The following is a 16,286-nucleotide window of genomic DNA, read 5'->3' on the forward strand; positions in this document are numbered from 1 at the left end:
TTCTAATTCATCATCGAATGAACGACGATACAATTTAGCCGTTGTCATTGTTCGTAACGGGCTTAAGGCCGCGATTTATCATCGCTACGTCTTCACCTGTCAACGTACCTGCTGCTTGTTTAAGCGTAATTACAGACTGAATAAAGTCGTATCGAGCACCGGCTAGGTTACGGCGTGCGTCGAATAAGTTACGCGTGCTGTCGAGTACGTCAACGATAGTACGTGTGCCTACATCGAACCCTGCTTCAGTTGCTTTGAGTGCACTGTCTGCCGACACAACGGATTGTTCTAGCGCACGAATAGTCGAGATAGACGCTTTTACGTTATTAAACGAGCTACGTACTGACTGTACGGTTTGGCGGTAAGTTTGTTCTGCCGCTTGGCTCGCCGCCACGTAGTTGTATTTAGCTTGTGAAGTTTGCGCGCTTACGCTACCGCCTTGGTAAATAGGTACGTTTAGTGAAATCCCTATTGACTGGCTGTCTAGGTAAGGCGTTTCGTAACCAAACGGTGTGGTAGAGCCGTCGTCATTTAATATTTCAGCATCAACATCATCTTTCGAGCGACCGTAGCTGCCAGACAGTGATAATGTTGGCAAGTGACCAGAGCGCGCAATAGCAATATCTTCTTTTGCCACGTCCATGGCCAAACGGTCAACTAATAGAGCAAGATTTTGGTCCTGCGCGGTCTCTAGCCAGCTGTCTACAGTTTCTGGTACTGGCATAGTCGCAGAGAAATTCTCTGTATTTAGACCGAAAAGACGATCGTGGTACTTGCCGGTAATAACACGAAGTGCTTCAAGGGCAAACTCAAGCTGGTTTTTCGCTTGGATTTCCTGAGCTACTGTGCTGTCGTAGTTCGCTTGCGCTTCGTGCACGTCAGTAATAGCTGTTAGACCTACTTCGAAGCGCTGGCGTGTTTGCTCGAGCTGACGCTCAATGGCGCGTTTTTCAGCACCTACAAATTCTACGTTGTCACGCGCGCGCAATACGTCGAAGTAAGCTGTAACCGTACGCACGATAACGTCTTGCATACTAGCGGCAAGTTGTGCATCGCTTTGCTCAGCTACTTTCTCTGCGCGGTCTAGACCCAACCAGTTTGCGTGGTCGTATAAAGACATTGAAAGTGATAAACCGTAGTTAAGCGTGTCTACTTCAGTATCTGTTGTGAAGATCGTATCTGGACCAAGCAGCTGAAAGCGTTCAGACTCCGAGTGCGTATAACCCACAGAGCCAGAGATTTGGGGTAGTAGGCTTGCGCGGCTAAGACTGATCCCTTCGAACGCAGCATCACGTTGCGCTTTCGCCTGGTTTACCAGTGGATCGTTTGCCAGTGCTTGTTGATATACCTGCATTAGGTCATCGGCTAGCGCACCAGTTGTCATCGAAACACCGATAACTAGCGACAGAAGTGTTCGTTTCATGCTTACGTCTTCCTGTTGTGTTCAAGTTGCGTCGTCGTTTATTCGTTGAGACGACTTATTAAAACCAAGTGTATGAAAATTCAACCACAAACCGAAAGTCCAAACTCGTAACAGTATTCGATTAACTGTAACAGAATATGTGATCTACCCACGCAATTATTATAGTAATAGACGACTTGTAATATGAGTTTTCTGTTATTCGCTCACACGCCGTACCGCATTTTTCATGCGTATACATGGTTGGTGTGTAAATGTACTATGTATGATAAATCTATTTGAACCATAAGTGTCAGCAAATGAGCAAGGAATTCCTTTCATTTACCTCAAATGACGTCGAAATCACCGACATAAAGCCAGTGTATCGTGGTTTCTTTACCATGAATCAGTATCAATTTAAGCACAAGTGTTTTAACGGAGAGTGGAGCGATACCGTTACTCGCGAAATATTTGAACGCGGTCATGCGGTAGGTGTATTGCCTTACGACCCCGTTCTCCAAGAGTTCGTGCTAATCGAGCAAGTAAGAATTGGGGCATTAGCGACTTCTTCAAGTCCTTGGTTAATAGAAATTATTGCAGGCATGATAGATAAAGGTGAAACGGCAGAAGCGGTTTGCCATCGAGAGTCGATGGAAGAAGCGGGTATCGAGCTTGAAAACCTAACTAAAGCGCTGAGCTATTTGTCGAGTCCTGGCGGTACAACAGAAAGATTACATATTTTTATAGCGAAGGCCGACGCCAGTAAGGCGCACGGCATACACGGTTTAGACAGTGAGTCAGAAGACATTAAAGTTCATCGAGTAAAAGAGAATACCGCCCTTGAATGGTTGGAAAATGGCCATATTGACAACGCCGCAGCGGTAATTGCGCTACAATGGTTTTTTATGCACAAAACACAACTTCTGGAGCAGTGGCAGACATCGTGACTCAACGCAATCAACGAAAATACGTACCTAACCTTCCGTCCATGCAGGCGTTATGCGAACTGAACTATTCCCATGTTCTGAGAATTTTGCCTGACTGTGACACAGAAGACCTGAGGTATGAGTTTTCAGTAGGCGTTGGGCTTTCTTACGAAATTCGCATTGTTGAATCGGCCCGATACACCAGTACACTTAGTATCAAGCAGACCACGAAAGACATGCCTTCTTATTTGACCCCGGCGATGACCGTGAGGCTTTATCACGATGCGCGTATGGCCGAAGTGATAAACAGTCAAAATACAGGGGCGCTGCAGCCATCTTACGACTACCCCAATATTAAAATGCGCCAACGCAACGAAAAGCATATGGTCAACATTTTTTTGGCGGAGTGGCTGAATTTCTGTCTTCAACATACCTCTAGCGTTACGTCCGAAGCGTGATAAAGCTTATTCAGCTAAGTGACTGTCACTTACTCAAAGATAAAAACGAAACCGGCTATGCGGGCATAGCACCTTACGACTCATTAGAGCGCACCCTGCTTCATGCCGTGAACCATGCTGAACAGTTCGAAGCTAATAATTCATCGATGGCCCCATCATGCTTTATGCTTATTACCGGCGATATCAGTGGTGATAATACGCCTGAAAGCTATCAGCATTTCATCGCCTTAATGGATAAGTATGTGGACAGAGCGAACATTGCTTGGTTTGTGCTTGCTGGTAATCACGATAACAATGCGCACTTTGAAACGTACCTGGGTGATAAGCAGTTAAACAGCGATAACCCGTTGACGTTTCAAAACTGGCACATACACGGTATGGACACCCGCGCGTTAGATAGCACTTATACCGCTGCAGGCGAAGTAAAGGGTGGCGAGATCCATGACCTAACCCAGGCCGTCGCCCAATTACCCGACAATAATCATTTAATTGCGCTTCACCACCATATACTGCCGTCAAACAGTTGGATGGATAAGCATTTTTTAGCAAATGCCGAGGCGTTAGTTTCGCTAACTGAGCAATACGCTCAAATTAAAGCGTTAATCCATGGCCATGTTCATTCGCCTCTTCGCCAGTTAATAGGGGAAAATAGCACGCCGTCGTATGGGTGCCCTTCGACCTGTTGGCAGTGGGAAATGCAGTTGGCATTTGGGGTAAGCAATGACGCCCCAGGCTATCAGGTAATTGAGCTGCACGAAGACGGGGTTGTGGACGTAAGTATTGAACGGGTTGAGCACTAGCCCATAGTAAAAAAAGAAAAGAGACATCTATGCAGCACATTTTATACCTACACGGCTTCTTGAGCTCCCCTAAATCGGTAAAGGCGCAGGCCACTAAAGCGTATTTCGAGCAAAACCATTCGGATGTCAGGCTACATATTCCCGAGTTATCTAACTTTCCCAGCAAAGTAGAAGGTCAACTGCTCGACCTGATAGAAAGTACGCCAGCACTATTAAATGACGGGCTTAAACTAATTGGCAGTTCCATGGGCGGCTATCTTTCAACGTTTTTGCTAGAGCAATTTGGTGGCAAGGCCGTACTAATCAACCCAGCAGTGCGCCCTTATGAACTGCTGCAAAGCTTTATTGGCACGCATGAAAACCCGTACAGCAAAGAACAGTTTGAAATAGTTGAGGGTGACATAGGAGTAATAAAAGCATTAGAGGCTGAATCGATAAGCGATCAGGCGCGGTATAAAGTGCTACTACAAACCGAAGATGAGACCTTAGATTATCGCTTAGCGGCTGAAAAATATGCGCAAAGTCACCTTGTGATAGAAGAAGGCGGTGATCACAGCTTCGTTGGCTACGAAAATCACTTGCCAGCCATTGCTGAGTTTTTGCTGAAATAAGCGCATTGCCAGCCTTAACCAGCCCTGATAACATCAAATATACTTTGTGCAGTACTGTGGTTAATAACAGTATTGCGTATTCCTTATTCTATTGCTGGCTTAAATAACAACCATAACTATGTCAAATCAATACAATTCAGATGCCATCGAGGTCTTAAATGGCCTTGACCCAGTTAAGCGCCGCCCTGGTATGTATACCGATACCACTCGTCCTAATCACTTAGGGCAAGAGGTGATTGATAACAGTGTGGATGAAGCGCTTGCGGGTCACGCCTCGAGCATCAAAGTAATTTTGCACGAAGATCAATCGCTAGAAGTCATTGATGACGGTCGTGGTATGCCAGTAGATATTCACCCTGAAGAGGGGATATCGGGCGTAGAACTTATCTTATGCAAACTGCACGCTGGTGGTAAGTTTTCCAATAAAAACTATGCGTTCTCAGGCGGCTTGCACGGGGTAGGTATCTCGGTAGTCAACGCCCTTTCAAATCGCGTTGAAGTGACTATTCGAAGAGACAGCAGCGTTTATCAAATTGCATTTGAAAATGGCGACAAAGTAGAAGACTTGCAGGTCATTGATACCTGTGGCAAACGCAATACCGGTACGCGAGTCCACTTTTGGCCGGACCCACAATACTTCGATTCGGCCAAGTTTTCGGTAAGTCGCTTGAAACACAACTTGCGCGCAAAAGCGGTGTTAAGCCCTGGCCTACGTATTCGCTTTGACAACAAAATCGCTAAAGAAAGCCAAGAATGGTTTTACGAAGACGGCTTAAAAGATTACCTCTACCAAGCCGTTGAAGAATTTGAAACACTGCCGTCAGACACGCCGTTTGTTGGCAACTTCACCGGCAATACGGAAGCCGCTGACTGGGCAGTAATGTGGCTGCCCGAGGGCGGCGACTTAGTAACAGAAAGTTACGTTAACCTTATTCCTACAGCCCAAGGCGGTACACACGTTAACGGGCTGCGCCAAGGCCTGCTTGAGTCGATGCGCGAATTCTGTGAGTTTAGAAACTTAATGCCGCGGGGCGTAAAGCTATCACCCGACGATATTTGGGACCGATGCGCCTATATCCTGTCGACGAAAATGCAAGATCCACAGTTTGCAGGACAAACCAAAGAGCGCTTGTCATCACGCCAAGCCAGTGCGTTCGTATCTGGTGTGGTTAAAGATGCATTCAGTCTATGGCTAAATCAGCACACGGAAATTGCCGAAGCGTTGGCAGAAATGTGTATCAACAACGCGCAGCGCCGCTTACGCCAAACCAAGAAAGTCGCGCGTAAGAAGGTAACGCAAGGGCCAGCGTTACCAGGAAAGCTCACTGACTGCTCTTCACAAGATATCTCTTACTCTGAGCTGTTTCTAGTAGAGGGTGACTCGGCAGGAGGCTCGGCTAAACAGGCTCGCGACAGAGAGTTTCAGGCGATCATGCCGCTGCGCGGTAAAATCCTGAATAGCTGGGAAGTCGACTCTTCTCAGGTACTGGCATCACAAGAAATTCACGATATTTCAGTGGCGCTAGGTATTGACCCTGATTCAACAGACCTGTCTGGTTTACGCTACGGCAAAATTTGTATTCTTGCCGATGCTGACTCTGATGGGCTTCATATTGCAACCTTATTATGCGCGTTGTTCGTACGCCACTTTAGAACCCTTGTCGAGCAAGGTCATGTGTACGTCGCTATGCCGCCGCTATTTAGAATAGACGTAGGCAAAGAGGTGTATTACGCGCTAGATGAAGGCGAAAAGCAGGGCATTCTAGATCGTATTGAAGCAGAAAAGAAACGGGGTAAAGTGAACGTACAGCGCTTTAAAGGCCTAGGTGAAATGAACCCGCTGCAGCTTCGCGAAACCACCATGGACCCTAATACTCGCCGCCTTGTTCAGCTGACGATTGAAGATGCTGAAGAAATGATGGAGCTTATGGACATGTTGCTTGCTAAGAAGCGTTCTGGCGATCGCAAGACTTGGCTAGAAAGCAAAGGAAATATGGCAGAAGTCGTGTTGTAAAACAGGGCGTTATGCAAAAAAGCCCGAATAACTAAACGCCAAGACGTTGTTCTTGGCGTTTTAGTGTGTGCATCTTCAACAAAATACTGCCACGCATTATAACGCTGGTGCCGTTTAAAATAAGCAGCGGCCAGCTTTGGCTTAACGGCATAGTTAGGCCAAATAGTAAGGTGCTCACATCTTTAATAAGAATATTTCTAAATAGTGCAAAAGACAGAGAACCCACTTTTTTTCTCCGCTGAAGCACGAGCCACTGGTGTAACGAACCTTGAAATAATACGACGGTAACGACCAGCATTAGCGTATTGGCACCCAGCTGTGCTAGCCCCGGGAAAGGGCGAAAGGCTATAGAAATGGTACCGGCAACAAAAGCTAACAAAGCAACCGCGGTCACCCAACCTGATACTTTAGTGCGCCTGTGTTGCCAGATTTTCCAGATGATAACGAGGGTAAGAATAAGTGCACCAAAGCGCGTCCATACTAGGTAATGATTAAAGGGCTCTACCGATATACCAAATAGGTATATAGAGAAAAAGGCAAAGTAGCTAGAGCCAAATTGGTTGAGAGAAAGGCTTTGGTTGGCATCGAGACTGCTGCTGCGAGTAATCGCATTTTGATAACGCGACATGGCTTGTATTTGCGACCATAGCCCTAACCAAGTCAGTAAAAACAGCGCTGCGCTCACAAAGCCTAATACATGGTACAGCACTCAATTTGCTCCGTTATTACTAATACGTAGTAGTAAAAAGGTAAGCATTGTATCACAAGCTTGAAAAAGGTAAGGGCAGTAGTGGGTTAATTAGTGGGGCTATAAACCTTGGCCCGCTACCTGCATCGCCCTACTTAACCAGTTAATTACGCTGGTCATCTTAATTAACTATCGGCATCGATAGTACCCCATGTACTTTTAGTCTTTATTTCAACTACACAGCAAGGAGGTTTACTTTGACATTGCATTTTGCGTCTTCAACTTCAGGCCAATTAGCAGTTAGCGAAAAAACCACAACGCTATTGTTTGACCACGACGGTACGTTAATCGACTCAGAAACCGTACATTACGTTTTATGGAAAGCCATACTGCTTGGATATCATGTTGAGTTAAGTGAAACATTTTATTGTGAGGTGATGGCAGGCATTCCCGTTAAGCAAAACGCCATCGATTTGGTAGCGCATTTTAAATTAGACGTAGCGCCTGAGGTTTTAGCCGAACAGAAACACAAAAGTATTAGCGACTATTTAGATAAACACGCTTTTCCTCTCATGCCTTATGCTAAAGAGACCATAAAGACATGCTTCGATAAAGGCTACCGCATTGGTATTGTTACAGGCGGAAGTAAAAAGTCGGTGGAAAAAACCTTATCTCAGTATGCTTTGGCAAACTACATATCTTGTGTGGTGGCCGTAGAGGATGTGGTAACAAGCAAACCCGCTCCAGATTGTTACGAACTTGCCATGCGACAACTCAACAAAACCCCTGAAGAATGCGTGGCCATTGAAGATACTCAAACTGGGATGAGGGCCGCCCTTGCCGCTAACTTAGCCTGTGTGGTGATCCCCACGCCGCTATCGCAGCACCATGACTTATCTCGAGCAACCGTGCGCTGCGGCAACCTTCAAACGTGGGTGGAAAGCGAACTTATTTCGCAATAACCCCTTGGAAAGCTGACTCGTCGTGCCACTTGAAACTGGTGGCGGGTAAATAGATAACGTAGTATAACCATCGTTTTAACCACACAGTGTCTCAATGGCATCACGGGTAAAGTTGCTGTCACATGATTTTGCGTAGCGTCAAATGGCTGTTAATAAGTATAGCCTTCATAGTATTTCTTCTTGTGGCCACCGTCGTTACGGTAACGGTTATGGCTGTACAGCAAACTCCGTTGGTGGCCTCTACCGCGCCAACTCAGCTTGATGGTGCTGACAGTGTTAACGAGCTTTTAGGGCAGTTGCAGCGGGCGTTCTCGCGTCGCGAAGAAGGCCACCAAGTTACCCTAACTGAAACGCAAGTGGAAAGTTTGGTAGGCGTTTTACAACGGGCGCTACCTGACTTTAAGGGCGTGGTGAATATTACCCCTATTGGCGGCACCATTAATGTTACTTATGCCATTACCGATATGGGGTACTTCGTTAATGCTTCAGCACTTGTGCTGCCCGGCGACAGTTTGCGAATAGAGCAAGTGCAGATTGGCGATTTAACCATTCCCGGTCGGTTCTTACTGCGCTTTCTTGAACGTACCGTTAATTCTTACACCCAGTCAGAAATCGCCACCATTGCGTTATCGCGCGTTGAGCGCGTGACTATGCGAAGCGGTGAGCTCACCTTAGATGTTGGGCGTTTAGATGAACTGTTGAGCGAACTAAACGTGGTAGCGTCTAATATGTCGGTAACCGAAGAGACTGAACTTCAGCGTTTAGCGGCGTACTACCTGCGCTATATTTCGGGAAGAGAAATTGCGCTTTCAGATAAGCCTGTCTCGCTTATCGAGTACCTGCGAGAGGGCATGGCAAGGGCGCGAGAACAAAGTAGAACATCAGAAGATGCACTGCTTCACAATAAGGCGGTAATTCTGGCGCTTGCTGTGTATGTGGGTCATCATCGCGTTGGAAACTTGGTTGGTGATATTCAACCTGATCCCAACAAGGCGTTGAAACCGCGCCGAGGCGCCGTACTTCACAACCGCAATGACTTGGCGCGCCACTTTATTATCTCCGCCGCTTTAGAGCTTTTATCTGAGCAAGGCATGTCGCTGGCAATAGGCGAATTCAAAGAGCTTATGGACCGTGGAAAGGGCGGTTCAGGCTATAGTTTTGTGGATTTAGCCGCAGACATGTCGGGCACAGAGTTTGCTCGGGTTGCCACCGAGCCTAGTACAGCATTACGTGTGCAAAATGCTGTGGCGCGTATTCAAAGTGAACTTGAAATTATTCCGCCCATTGATGGGCTGCCTGAAGGGTTAAGTAAGCAAGCGTTTACTGAACAATACCAAAGGGTAGATAGCGAAGCTTACCTGAAAGAAGTTAAAGAAATTAAACGCAGAATGGGTTTACTGCCGCTTTATCAACCCTAAAAAGCGCGGGCAGTAATTGGCTGAAGCGCGACATTATCGAACCCCACTTTAGGCCAAAAAGAACATTTAAACGTAAAGAAGCCCAGTAACCGTCGGCGTTAAAGGGCTTCCCGATATTCGTTTTTCGCGTTACTTTTTAGCAAGTGATTGTTGAAATTGCGCTATGGTCACAAGTGCCAACTCTATCTTTTTCACCAGCGGTGCCAAGGCTTGTTTCGCTGCATCGTCATCTAATGCTTTTAGAGACTGCCAATCGTTAGCAATTTCTTGCACGTACGGGCCAAAGCGTTTGGCCGACGTAGTAAAGCCGCTGTCTTCAGCAAATACGGCTGCAAATTTACCTTTTTGATCTCGCTGCAAATTATCTAAAATTAGATCGGCATCAACAGCTTTGCGGTGTAGCGTTTGAAGTGTTTCTTGAAGTTGTTGATGGACAGCTTGCATCTCTTGGCTTTGTTGCATTGGTAACGCCTTTTGGTTCTAAGTGTCTAAAGTTTATGTATTAAGCTAACGTTTAAATGTTTTATGGCTGTCAGTACAGCCCGCTTAATTGCTTTACGGTAAATATTGATTAAAGTTTCGACTTTCAAGGCCGATACACTAACGTCTGTTGTCTTTTTTGTGCCTCTTAAACAGGGCGCAACATGCAACATACCGTAAGGGTGGGCAATTCTGCCCATTTTTTTACTTTGCTACAAGCAACAAAGGAAAATGGTATGGATCTACAAGGTACTAGTGCCTCTGGAACGTCCGGTGCGTCACTTGAGTTGGCCTCTCTAAAGTTGGCAAAAAGCCAGCAGGAACAAGAGGGACAAGCGTCGCTTCAGCTGCTGGAATCAGCATCTGACGTACCAAAAGCATCATCGTCAAACCCCGCGTTAGGCGCCAACGTCGATACCTACGCGTAAGTTACGGATGCAAATGTAAGTCGATAGGCGTTTTGCCGGGCTGTCCACCAATTTCTCTTACGAGTTTGGGGACTAAAAAGCCTGGCAGGCGCTTTATCGCTTCTTCCATAATGTGGCGCCCTTCATCATCACTCACGTAAAAGTGACTTGCGCCCTGAACTTTGTCCAACACGTGTAAATAGTAAGGCAACACGCTAGCCTCAAATAGTGCTTCGCTTAAATCACTTATTGCTTCACCTGAATCATTCACACCTTTTAAAAGTACCGACTGATTAAGCAAAGTTACCCCTTTTTCTCGCAGCGTAATTAACCGTGATTTAAGCGCCTCTGACATCTCGTTAGCGTGGTTGGCATGCAGTACCAATACTTTTTGAATAGGTAGCGCGGTAAACCAATTTACAAACGCATTATTGATTCTCTCAGGTAGTACCACGGGCAAACGGGTATGAATCCGCAAGCGTTTGACATGGTTGATAGAAGCAATTTCGTTAGCTAACCACGCGAGATGATCGTCTTTAGCCATAAGCGGGTCGCCACCAGAAAAGATGACTTCGTTAATATTGTCGTGAGCTTGAATGTACTGCAGCACCTCTTCCCACTGATGTTTGCTTACGGCGTTATCAGCATAAGGGAAATGGCGGCGAAAGCAGTAGCGGCAGTTAACCGCACACCCGGTACGCACCATAAGCAGCACACGAGAGTCATATTTATGCAAAATACCTTTGCCCGCCGTATCGTGCTCTTCTAGTGGGTCTTCACTGTACCCGGGCGAGGTTAAAAACTCGTCGCTCAGCGGCATGACTTGCAGAAACAGCGGGTCATTGGGGTTGCCTTTTTCCATTAAATCAGCGAAATGCCGTGGAACACGCATGGGGAACAGTCGCCGCGCTTTAATATGTTGTGCGTACTTTTCTTCGTCTAAACCCAAGTGCTGCAGCAGTTTTGCGGGATCAGTAAAACTGCCAGCTAATTCTTTTTGCCAGTTATGCTCTACAGAAATCGGTTTTTTAGGTATTATTTGTTCCACGAAACTTTTTGTACCTTATGTTTAGACAGAGGAATTATGGCTAATTACAGCACTAACGAGTTCAAAGGCGGCCTGAAAATCATGCTGGACGGCGAACCTTGCAACATTCTAGAAAACGAATACGTAAAGCCGGGTAAGGGCCAAGCGTTTAACCGCGTTAAAATCCGTAAGCTTATTTCAGGTAAAGTTTTAGAAAAAACTTTCCGCTCGGGTGAATCAGTAGAAGGCGCTGACGTAATGGATACGGAGCTTGCCTACTTGTACACCGACGGCGAATTCTACCACTTTATGAACAACGATACATTCGAACAAATTGCTGCAGATGAAAAAGCGGTAGGTGAGAATCAAAAGTGGCTAGTAGAAAACGATGTTTGCACCATTACCCTGTGGAATGGTTCACCTATCACAGTAACGCCACCTAACTTTGTTGAGTTAGAAATTACCGAAACCGACCCAGGCCTTAAAGGTGATACGGCGGGCACAGGCGGTAAGCCAGCGACGCTTAGCACTGGCGCGGTAGTTCGTGTTCCACTATTTGTTCAAACCGGTGAAGTTATTCGCGTAGATACTCGCTCTGGCGAGTATGTGTCACGTGTACAAAAGTAAACACTAATATAACTATGTGCCTAGGCACGTAGTGTTTCAGGTTAAAGCCGGTGCCCTTGCGTACCGGCTTTTTATTTTAGCTTCTGAATTTGGGCCGATAATATGCAAAATTGGCAGCCTACCGCGACACATGAAGCACGGGTGGCCCGTGCTGAAATACTTCGCACTATTCGCGAGTTTTTTCACAGAAAAAATGTTTTAGAGGTGGAAACGCCGCTACTTTCAAAGGGAACGGTGACCGACGAACACTTAGATGCATTTTATACCGCGTTTAATTTTGATAGGTCGGGAAAGCCGACGAGGCTTTACCTTCAAACTTCACCTGAATATGCCATGAAGCGTTTGTTGTGTGCCGAAAGTGGCTCGATATATCAAATCTGTAAAGCGTTTCGTCACGAAGGGGAAGGCCGCTGGCACAACCCAGAATTCACTATGCTTGAATGGTATAGAGTGGGCTTCGATCATTTCGCATTAATGGATGAAGTGGATGCTTTGCTGCAAGAAACACTTTCCACGCTTCCGGCAGATACAATGACTTACCAGGATGCGTTTCTTACCTATCTCAACATTGACCCGTTAAGTGCTAGCAATGACGAATTGCTAGGGGCCATGAAACAACAAGGAATAGACATTCATGAGCCAGAAAATCTAAGCTTTGATAGCAAACTGCAGCTTCTATTTAGCTATGTTATCGAACCTCAAATTGGTAGTGATAAGCCGTGTTTTATTTACAATTTTCCCGCATCGCAGGCAGCACTGGCCAAGCTTAGCGCTACAGACCCTCGTGTGGCCGAACGCTTTGAAGTGTATTTTAAAGGGGCAGAGCTTGCTAATGGCTTTAACGAACTAAGCGCAGCAAAAGAGCAGCGGGTGCGCTTTGAAAGCGACAATGAAAAGCGCCGTGCCAGCGGGCTTGTTACAAAACCCATAGACGAAAACTTTTTAAACGCGTTAGAAGTAGGTTTGCCTTTGTGCGCCGGCGTTGCATTAGGGGTGGATAGATTACTGATGCTAAAAACAGGAGCTAATCATATTAACGAAGTAATTAACTTTACCGTTAGCCGCGCTTAAACAGATAGGGAGCGGTGGCGAATTTCCACTGAAATAATCTCAAAACATGAAAATAAGGCAAACTTATTGTCACTAGCGACTACTGGCGGTTGACATAAGGGCTCACTTCCTTAAAATGTTATAACATCACTAAATGATGTTATAACATCCACCAAGGAATACCCATGAAAATGCGTTCGCTGCTAAGTTTGTCCATAGCAGGGCTATTAAGTGCGCCTGTGTATGCCACAACAGTTACCGGAAAGGTTACCGATACCGCAGGTCAGCCCGTTGCTGGCGCCGAAGTAAAAATAGAAGGTAGCCGCCGCGTGGCTTACACAGATGAAAATGGTGTTTATCGCTTCGACGATGTGAAGCAGCCTCATATTCATTTACACGTCTATTCTTCTAACTTCATACACGGTGATAACGACTTAGGTGATGTAGACACCGATCAAAACGTCGACTTCGTATTAAAGCCAGCATCGGTCGAAAACATTGTTGTAACCGCTAATGCATTACAGTCTTCAGTGCTTGAATCAGTGACCCCTGTTACCGTCATTGGCGCTGAAAAGCTACGCAAAATAGAAGCGCCTACCCTTGGTGAAACTCTAAAAAATGCGCCGGGTGTTCACAGTACCTATTTTGGCCCGGTTTCGAGTAGCCCGGTGATCCGCGGTAACGATGGCCCGCGCGTCAAGATTGTTCAAAACGGACTCGATGTGTCTGACGTATCCCGCGTCGGCCCCGATCACAACGTAGCGACATCTCTTGCCAGTGCTACGCAAGTAGAGGTGCTTCGTGGGCCGGCTACGTTACAGTACGGAAGCGGCGCCATTGGGGGCGTGGTAAACGTAGTCGACAAGCGCATTCCTCAGTATCAATTAGACGGTGTTGAAGGGGAAGCTGAAACCAGCTACAGCACGGTCAATAACGGTTCGTACACCCGTGCTGACGTGACGGGGGGCAGCGACAACATTGTATGGCATGTTGATGGTTTTTATCGCGATACAGATAATGCCGATATTCCAGGCTTTGCCTCTATCGACCCAGACGAAGATGAACCAAACGGTGAACTTGAAAGCAGTGCCATGGAAACCCGCAATGTTGTTGCCGGTTTATCTTACGTGGCTGAAGAAGGTTACTTTGGCTTTGCCGTAGAACAGCTTGATAATGAGTACGGCGTGCCTGGTCATAGTCATGGGCATGAAGACGAACATGACGAACACGATGAAGAGCGTGACGAGCTTGATGGCAATCATGAAGATGAAGATCATGAAGGCGAAGAGGGCGTGCTACTTGATGTAGACATGACCCGTTATCAAGCTGCAGGTGAATGGCATTCACCTATACAAGGTTTGACTAACCTTAAATTTGCCGCTGCCTACACAGATTACCAGCATGCTGAAATAGAAGACGGTGAGCCAGGTACTGTATTTACAAATGAGTCGAGTGATATTCGCTTGTCTGCTTATCACGAAGAAGTTAACGGCTGGCACGGCGTACTTGGTGTGCAGTTTAACCACAGTGATTATAACGCTGTAGGCGAAGAAGCGTTTACGCCGGGTAATTCAACATCAAGTTATGCACTTTATGTGATTGAGCAGAAAAATGTGGGTGATGTAACTTTCGAGCTAGGCGGCCGTTTAGAGCGCACAACGCTAGACGCTGAAGCCAGTGAAATTGAGTTGGAAGTACTTCACGAAGCGCATGAAGGGGAAGAGCACGACGAAGATCACGAGGGCGAAGAACATGAGGAGCATGCTGTAGCCTTTACCTTCCCAGATTACGACTTTACCAGCGTGTCGCTTTCCGCAGGGGCCAACTGGGAATATCAAGAAGGTCACTCAATTGCAGTTACGCTTTCACGCAGCGAACGCGCCCCAAGTCAGCAAGAGCTTTTCTCTGCTGGTCAGCATTTGGCTACCCAAAGCTATGAAGTGGGTTTAGTCTTCGATATGGACGATGAAGGGCATATTGAAGAAACCCTCAAAGGCGTAAAGGAAGAAGTGAGTACGAATCTAGATCTAACCTTCCGCAAGTTTACGGGCGATTGGGGTTACAGCGTGTCGTTCTTCTACAATCAAGCAGACGACTACATTTATCAAACCAGTAAAGGGCTAATCGCGCTAACCGAGCATGAAGAGCACGACGAAGATGAAGCTGTAGAAGAAGAGCATGATGAGCACGGCAATGAAGAAGGTTTGCCGGTATATTACTTCCAACAGGCTGATGCTGATATCTGGGGTTTTGAAGCAGAAACCTATGTAGATTTAAGCGATTCGTTGCGCCTTACCGTGTTCGGTGACTACATTCGCGCAGAAGTGGAAGACGATAACCTTCCGCGTACACCACCTATGCGTTTTGGTAGTGAATTAAGCTACGTAAACGACGGGTTAAGCGCCGATGTAGGTTTCACATGGTATGACGAGCAAAATAACGTTGCGTCGTTTGAAACGACCACCGACGGCTACACCTTAGTAAACGCTAGCGTGCAATACGAATTTGCTACACAAAACATAGACTGGGTAGTATTCGCCCGTGGTGATAACCTAACCGATGAGGAAGCGCGAGTGCATACGTCTTTCTTAAAAGACCAGGCACCGCTTCCGGGTAGAAACTTTACTATGGGTGTGAGAGCGTTGTTTTAATTAAACAACCTTCACACAAGTAAACGAAGGCGGTATATTGCACACCGCCTTTTGCGTTTCTACACTAGGGAGAATGTAACCCCGCGGCTGTGACACAGAGGTAACAATGAATGAACTAACCCAGTGGCTAAACGTTCAAACTGAAAAGCACATGGTTTTAGGTTACGGAAGCTTACTAAGCAAATGCAGCAGAGAGCGCTATTCCAATATTTTCACCGAAGGTGTGCCGGTCACGGTAGCCGGGTTTGAACGAGCTTGGGTTACGCGCAGCTTGCAAGAGCAGCAAACCTACGTGGGCGCGGTAGCTAATGCGCATAGCAAGCTCAATGCACAGCTAATACCCACCCAAATAAATCCAGCCTTGCAAGAGAGGGAAAAGGACTACCGGTTTGTAGAAGTAAGCCCGCAAGACCTCGACTTTCACTTACATAACCAAAGCGAATACGTACCACCTAGTGAGCTCTTATCCCAGTTTACTTTTTGGATTTGTGAAACCCTTGCCTGTGAGCCTGCAAATGAAACGTTTCCCGTTCACCAAACGTATATCGATACCTGTATGGCTGGTTGCTTAGAGCACGGAGGGCAAGCGGAGGCCGAGCGTTTTGTAGCCCACACTTCCCTTTGGGGGCACCCTAGAGTGAATGACAGAGCCAGCCCTAAGTATCCCCGGGCGGCGTTAGTAAATAGTGAAGATACAGCTCATATAGACCGTTTGCTCGCGAAGCGGTAGCGCCTGCGCTATTGTTCTAAAGGCTTTATATTAAAGCA

At 46.6% G+C, this 16,286-nt stretch carries 16 protein-coding genes; 12 read left to right on the forward strand and 4 right to left on the reverse strand.

Annotated features, from left to right (window positions below; translation table 11 throughout):
- Positions 1-34 precede the first annotated feature (34 nt).
- Positions 35-1,423 (reverse strand): outer membrane channel protein TolC, encoded by a 1,389-nt coding sequence (gene tolC / locus MADE_RS03400; RefSeq protein ID WP_012517211.1) that lies wholly within the window; start codon positions 1,421-1,423, stop codon positions 35-37.
- A 296-nt stretch (positions 1,424-1,719) separates the two neighbouring features.
- On the opposite strand from tolC, the gene nudF reads away from it, so the two are divergent.
- The 5 genes from nudF to parE all read left to right on the forward strand — a co-directional run bounded on the left by nudF (position 1,720) and on the right by parE (position 6,208).
- Positions 1,720-2,346 carry an ADP-ribose diphosphatase gene (gene nudF / locus MADE_RS03405; RefSeq protein ID WP_012517212.1) on the forward strand — a complete coding sequence of 209 codons (627 nt, stop codon included), beginning with the start codon at positions 1,720-1,722 and terminating at the stop codon, positions 2,344-2,346.
- The gene (locus MADE_RS03410; RefSeq protein ID WP_023559508.1) at positions 2,343-2,783 is read left to right on the forward strand and encodes a DUF1249 domain-containing protein; all 441 of its coding nucleotides are present in this window, start codon (positions 2,343-2,345) and stop codon (positions 2,781-2,783) included. The genes nudF and MADE_RS03410 overlap by 4 nt, the downstream gene beginning before the upstream one ends.
- Complete coding sequence (locus tag MADE_RS03415; RefSeq protein ID WP_012517214.1) at positions 2,780-3,583, forward strand: metallophosphoesterase family protein; 804 nt, start codon at positions 2,780-2,782, stop codon at positions 3,581-3,583. Before MADE_RS03410 ends, MADE_RS03415 begins: the two co-directional genes overlap by 4 nt.
- 29 nt (positions 3,584-3,612) lie before the next feature.
- Entirely contained in the window at positions 3,613-4,194 is a 582-nt protein-coding gene (locus MADE_RS03420) for a YqiA/YcfP family alpha/beta fold hydrolase (protein WP_012517215.1), read from the forward strand.
- Positions 4,195-4,312: 118 nt separating this feature from the next.
- Positions 4,313-6,208 (forward strand): DNA topoisomerase IV subunit B, encoded by a 1,896-nt coding sequence (gene parE, locus MADE_RS03425; RefSeq protein WP_012517216.1) that lies wholly within the window; start codon positions 4,313-4,315, stop codon positions 6,206-6,208.
- A gap of 31 nt (positions 6,209-6,239) precedes the next feature.
- Here parE and MADE_RS03430 read toward each other — a convergent pair whose 3' ends face one another.
- Positions 6,240-6,917, reverse strand: coding sequence for a hypothetical protein (locus MADE_RS03430; RefSeq protein WP_012517217.1), 678 nt, complete (start codon positions 6,915-6,917; stop codon positions 6,240-6,242).
- 236 nt (positions 6,918-7,153) lie between these two features.
- On the opposite strand from MADE_RS03430, the gene MADE_RS03435 reads away from it, so the two are divergent.
- Positions 7,154-7,858: an HAD family hydrolase gene (locus MADE_RS03435; RefSeq protein WP_012517218.1), complete on the forward strand. Its 705-nt coding sequence runs from the start codon at positions 7,154-7,156 to the stop codon at positions 7,856-7,858.
- A 209-nt stretch (positions 7,859-8,067) separates the two neighbouring features.
- Positions 8,068-9,276, forward strand: coding sequence for a YfiM family lipoprotein (locus tag MADE_RS03440; protein ID WP_232363015.1), 1,209 nt, complete (start codon positions 8,068-8,070; stop codon positions 9,274-9,276).
- Between the two features lie 129 nt (positions 9,277-9,405).
- On the opposite strand, the gene MADE_RS03445 is transcribed toward MADE_RS03440, so the two are convergent.
- On the reverse strand, positions 9,406-9,738 hold the full coding sequence (locus tag MADE_RS03445) for a hypothetical protein (protein ID WP_012517220.1): 333 nt from the start codon (positions 9,736-9,738) through the stop codon (positions 9,406-9,408).
- Between the two features lie 254 nt (positions 9,739-9,992).
- On the opposite strand from MADE_RS03445, the gene MADE_RS03455 reads away from it, so the two are divergent.
- Positions 9,993-10,184, forward strand: a complete 192-nt coding sequence (locus tag MADE_RS03455; RefSeq protein ID WP_012517222.1) for a hypothetical protein — start codon at positions 9,993-9,995, stop codon at positions 10,182-10,184.
- A gap of 1 nt (position 10,185) precedes the next feature.
- Here the strand turns inward: MADE_RS03455 and epmB are convergent, their stop codons facing one another.
- Complete coding sequence (epmB, locus tag MADE_RS03460; RefSeq protein WP_012517223.1) at positions 10,186-11,211, reverse strand: EF-P beta-lysylation protein EpmB; 1,026 nt, start codon at positions 11,209-11,211, stop codon at positions 10,186-10,188.
- A gap of 36 nt (positions 11,212-11,247) precedes the next feature.
- On the opposite strand from epmB, the gene efp reads away from it, so the two are divergent.
- From efp to MADE_RS03480, 4 genes are all read left to right on the forward strand, one after another.
- On the forward strand, positions 11,248-11,817 hold the full coding sequence (gene efp, locus MADE_RS03465) for an elongation factor P (protein ID WP_012517224.1): 570 nt from the start codon (positions 11,248-11,250) through the stop codon (positions 11,815-11,817).
- Positions 11,818-11,919: 102 nt separating this feature from the next.
- Positions 11,920-12,888, forward strand: coding sequence for an elongation factor P--(R)-beta-lysine ligase (gene epmA / locus MADE_RS03470; RefSeq protein WP_012517225.1), 969 nt, complete (start codon positions 11,920-11,922; stop codon positions 12,886-12,888).
- Positions 12,889-13,052: 164 nt separating this feature from the next.
- Positions 13,053-15,518, forward strand: a complete 2,466-nt coding sequence (locus MADE_RS03475) for a TonB-dependent receptor (RefSeq protein WP_012517226.1) — start codon at positions 13,053-13,055, stop codon at positions 15,516-15,518.
- Between the two features lie 106 nt (positions 15,519-15,624).
- Positions 15,625-16,248 carry a hypothetical protein gene (locus tag MADE_RS03480; protein ID WP_012517227.1) on the forward strand — a complete coding sequence of 208 codons (624 nt, stop codon included), beginning with the start codon at positions 15,625-15,627 and terminating at the stop codon, positions 16,246-16,248.
- The last annotated feature ends 38 nt before the right edge of the window (positions 16,249-16,286 follow it).

It is taken from the genome of Alteromonas mediterranea DE, from assembly GCF_000020585.3.
GTDB lineage: Bacteria > Pseudomonadota > Gammaproteobacteria > Enterobacterales > Alteromonadaceae > Alteromonas > Alteromonas mediterranea.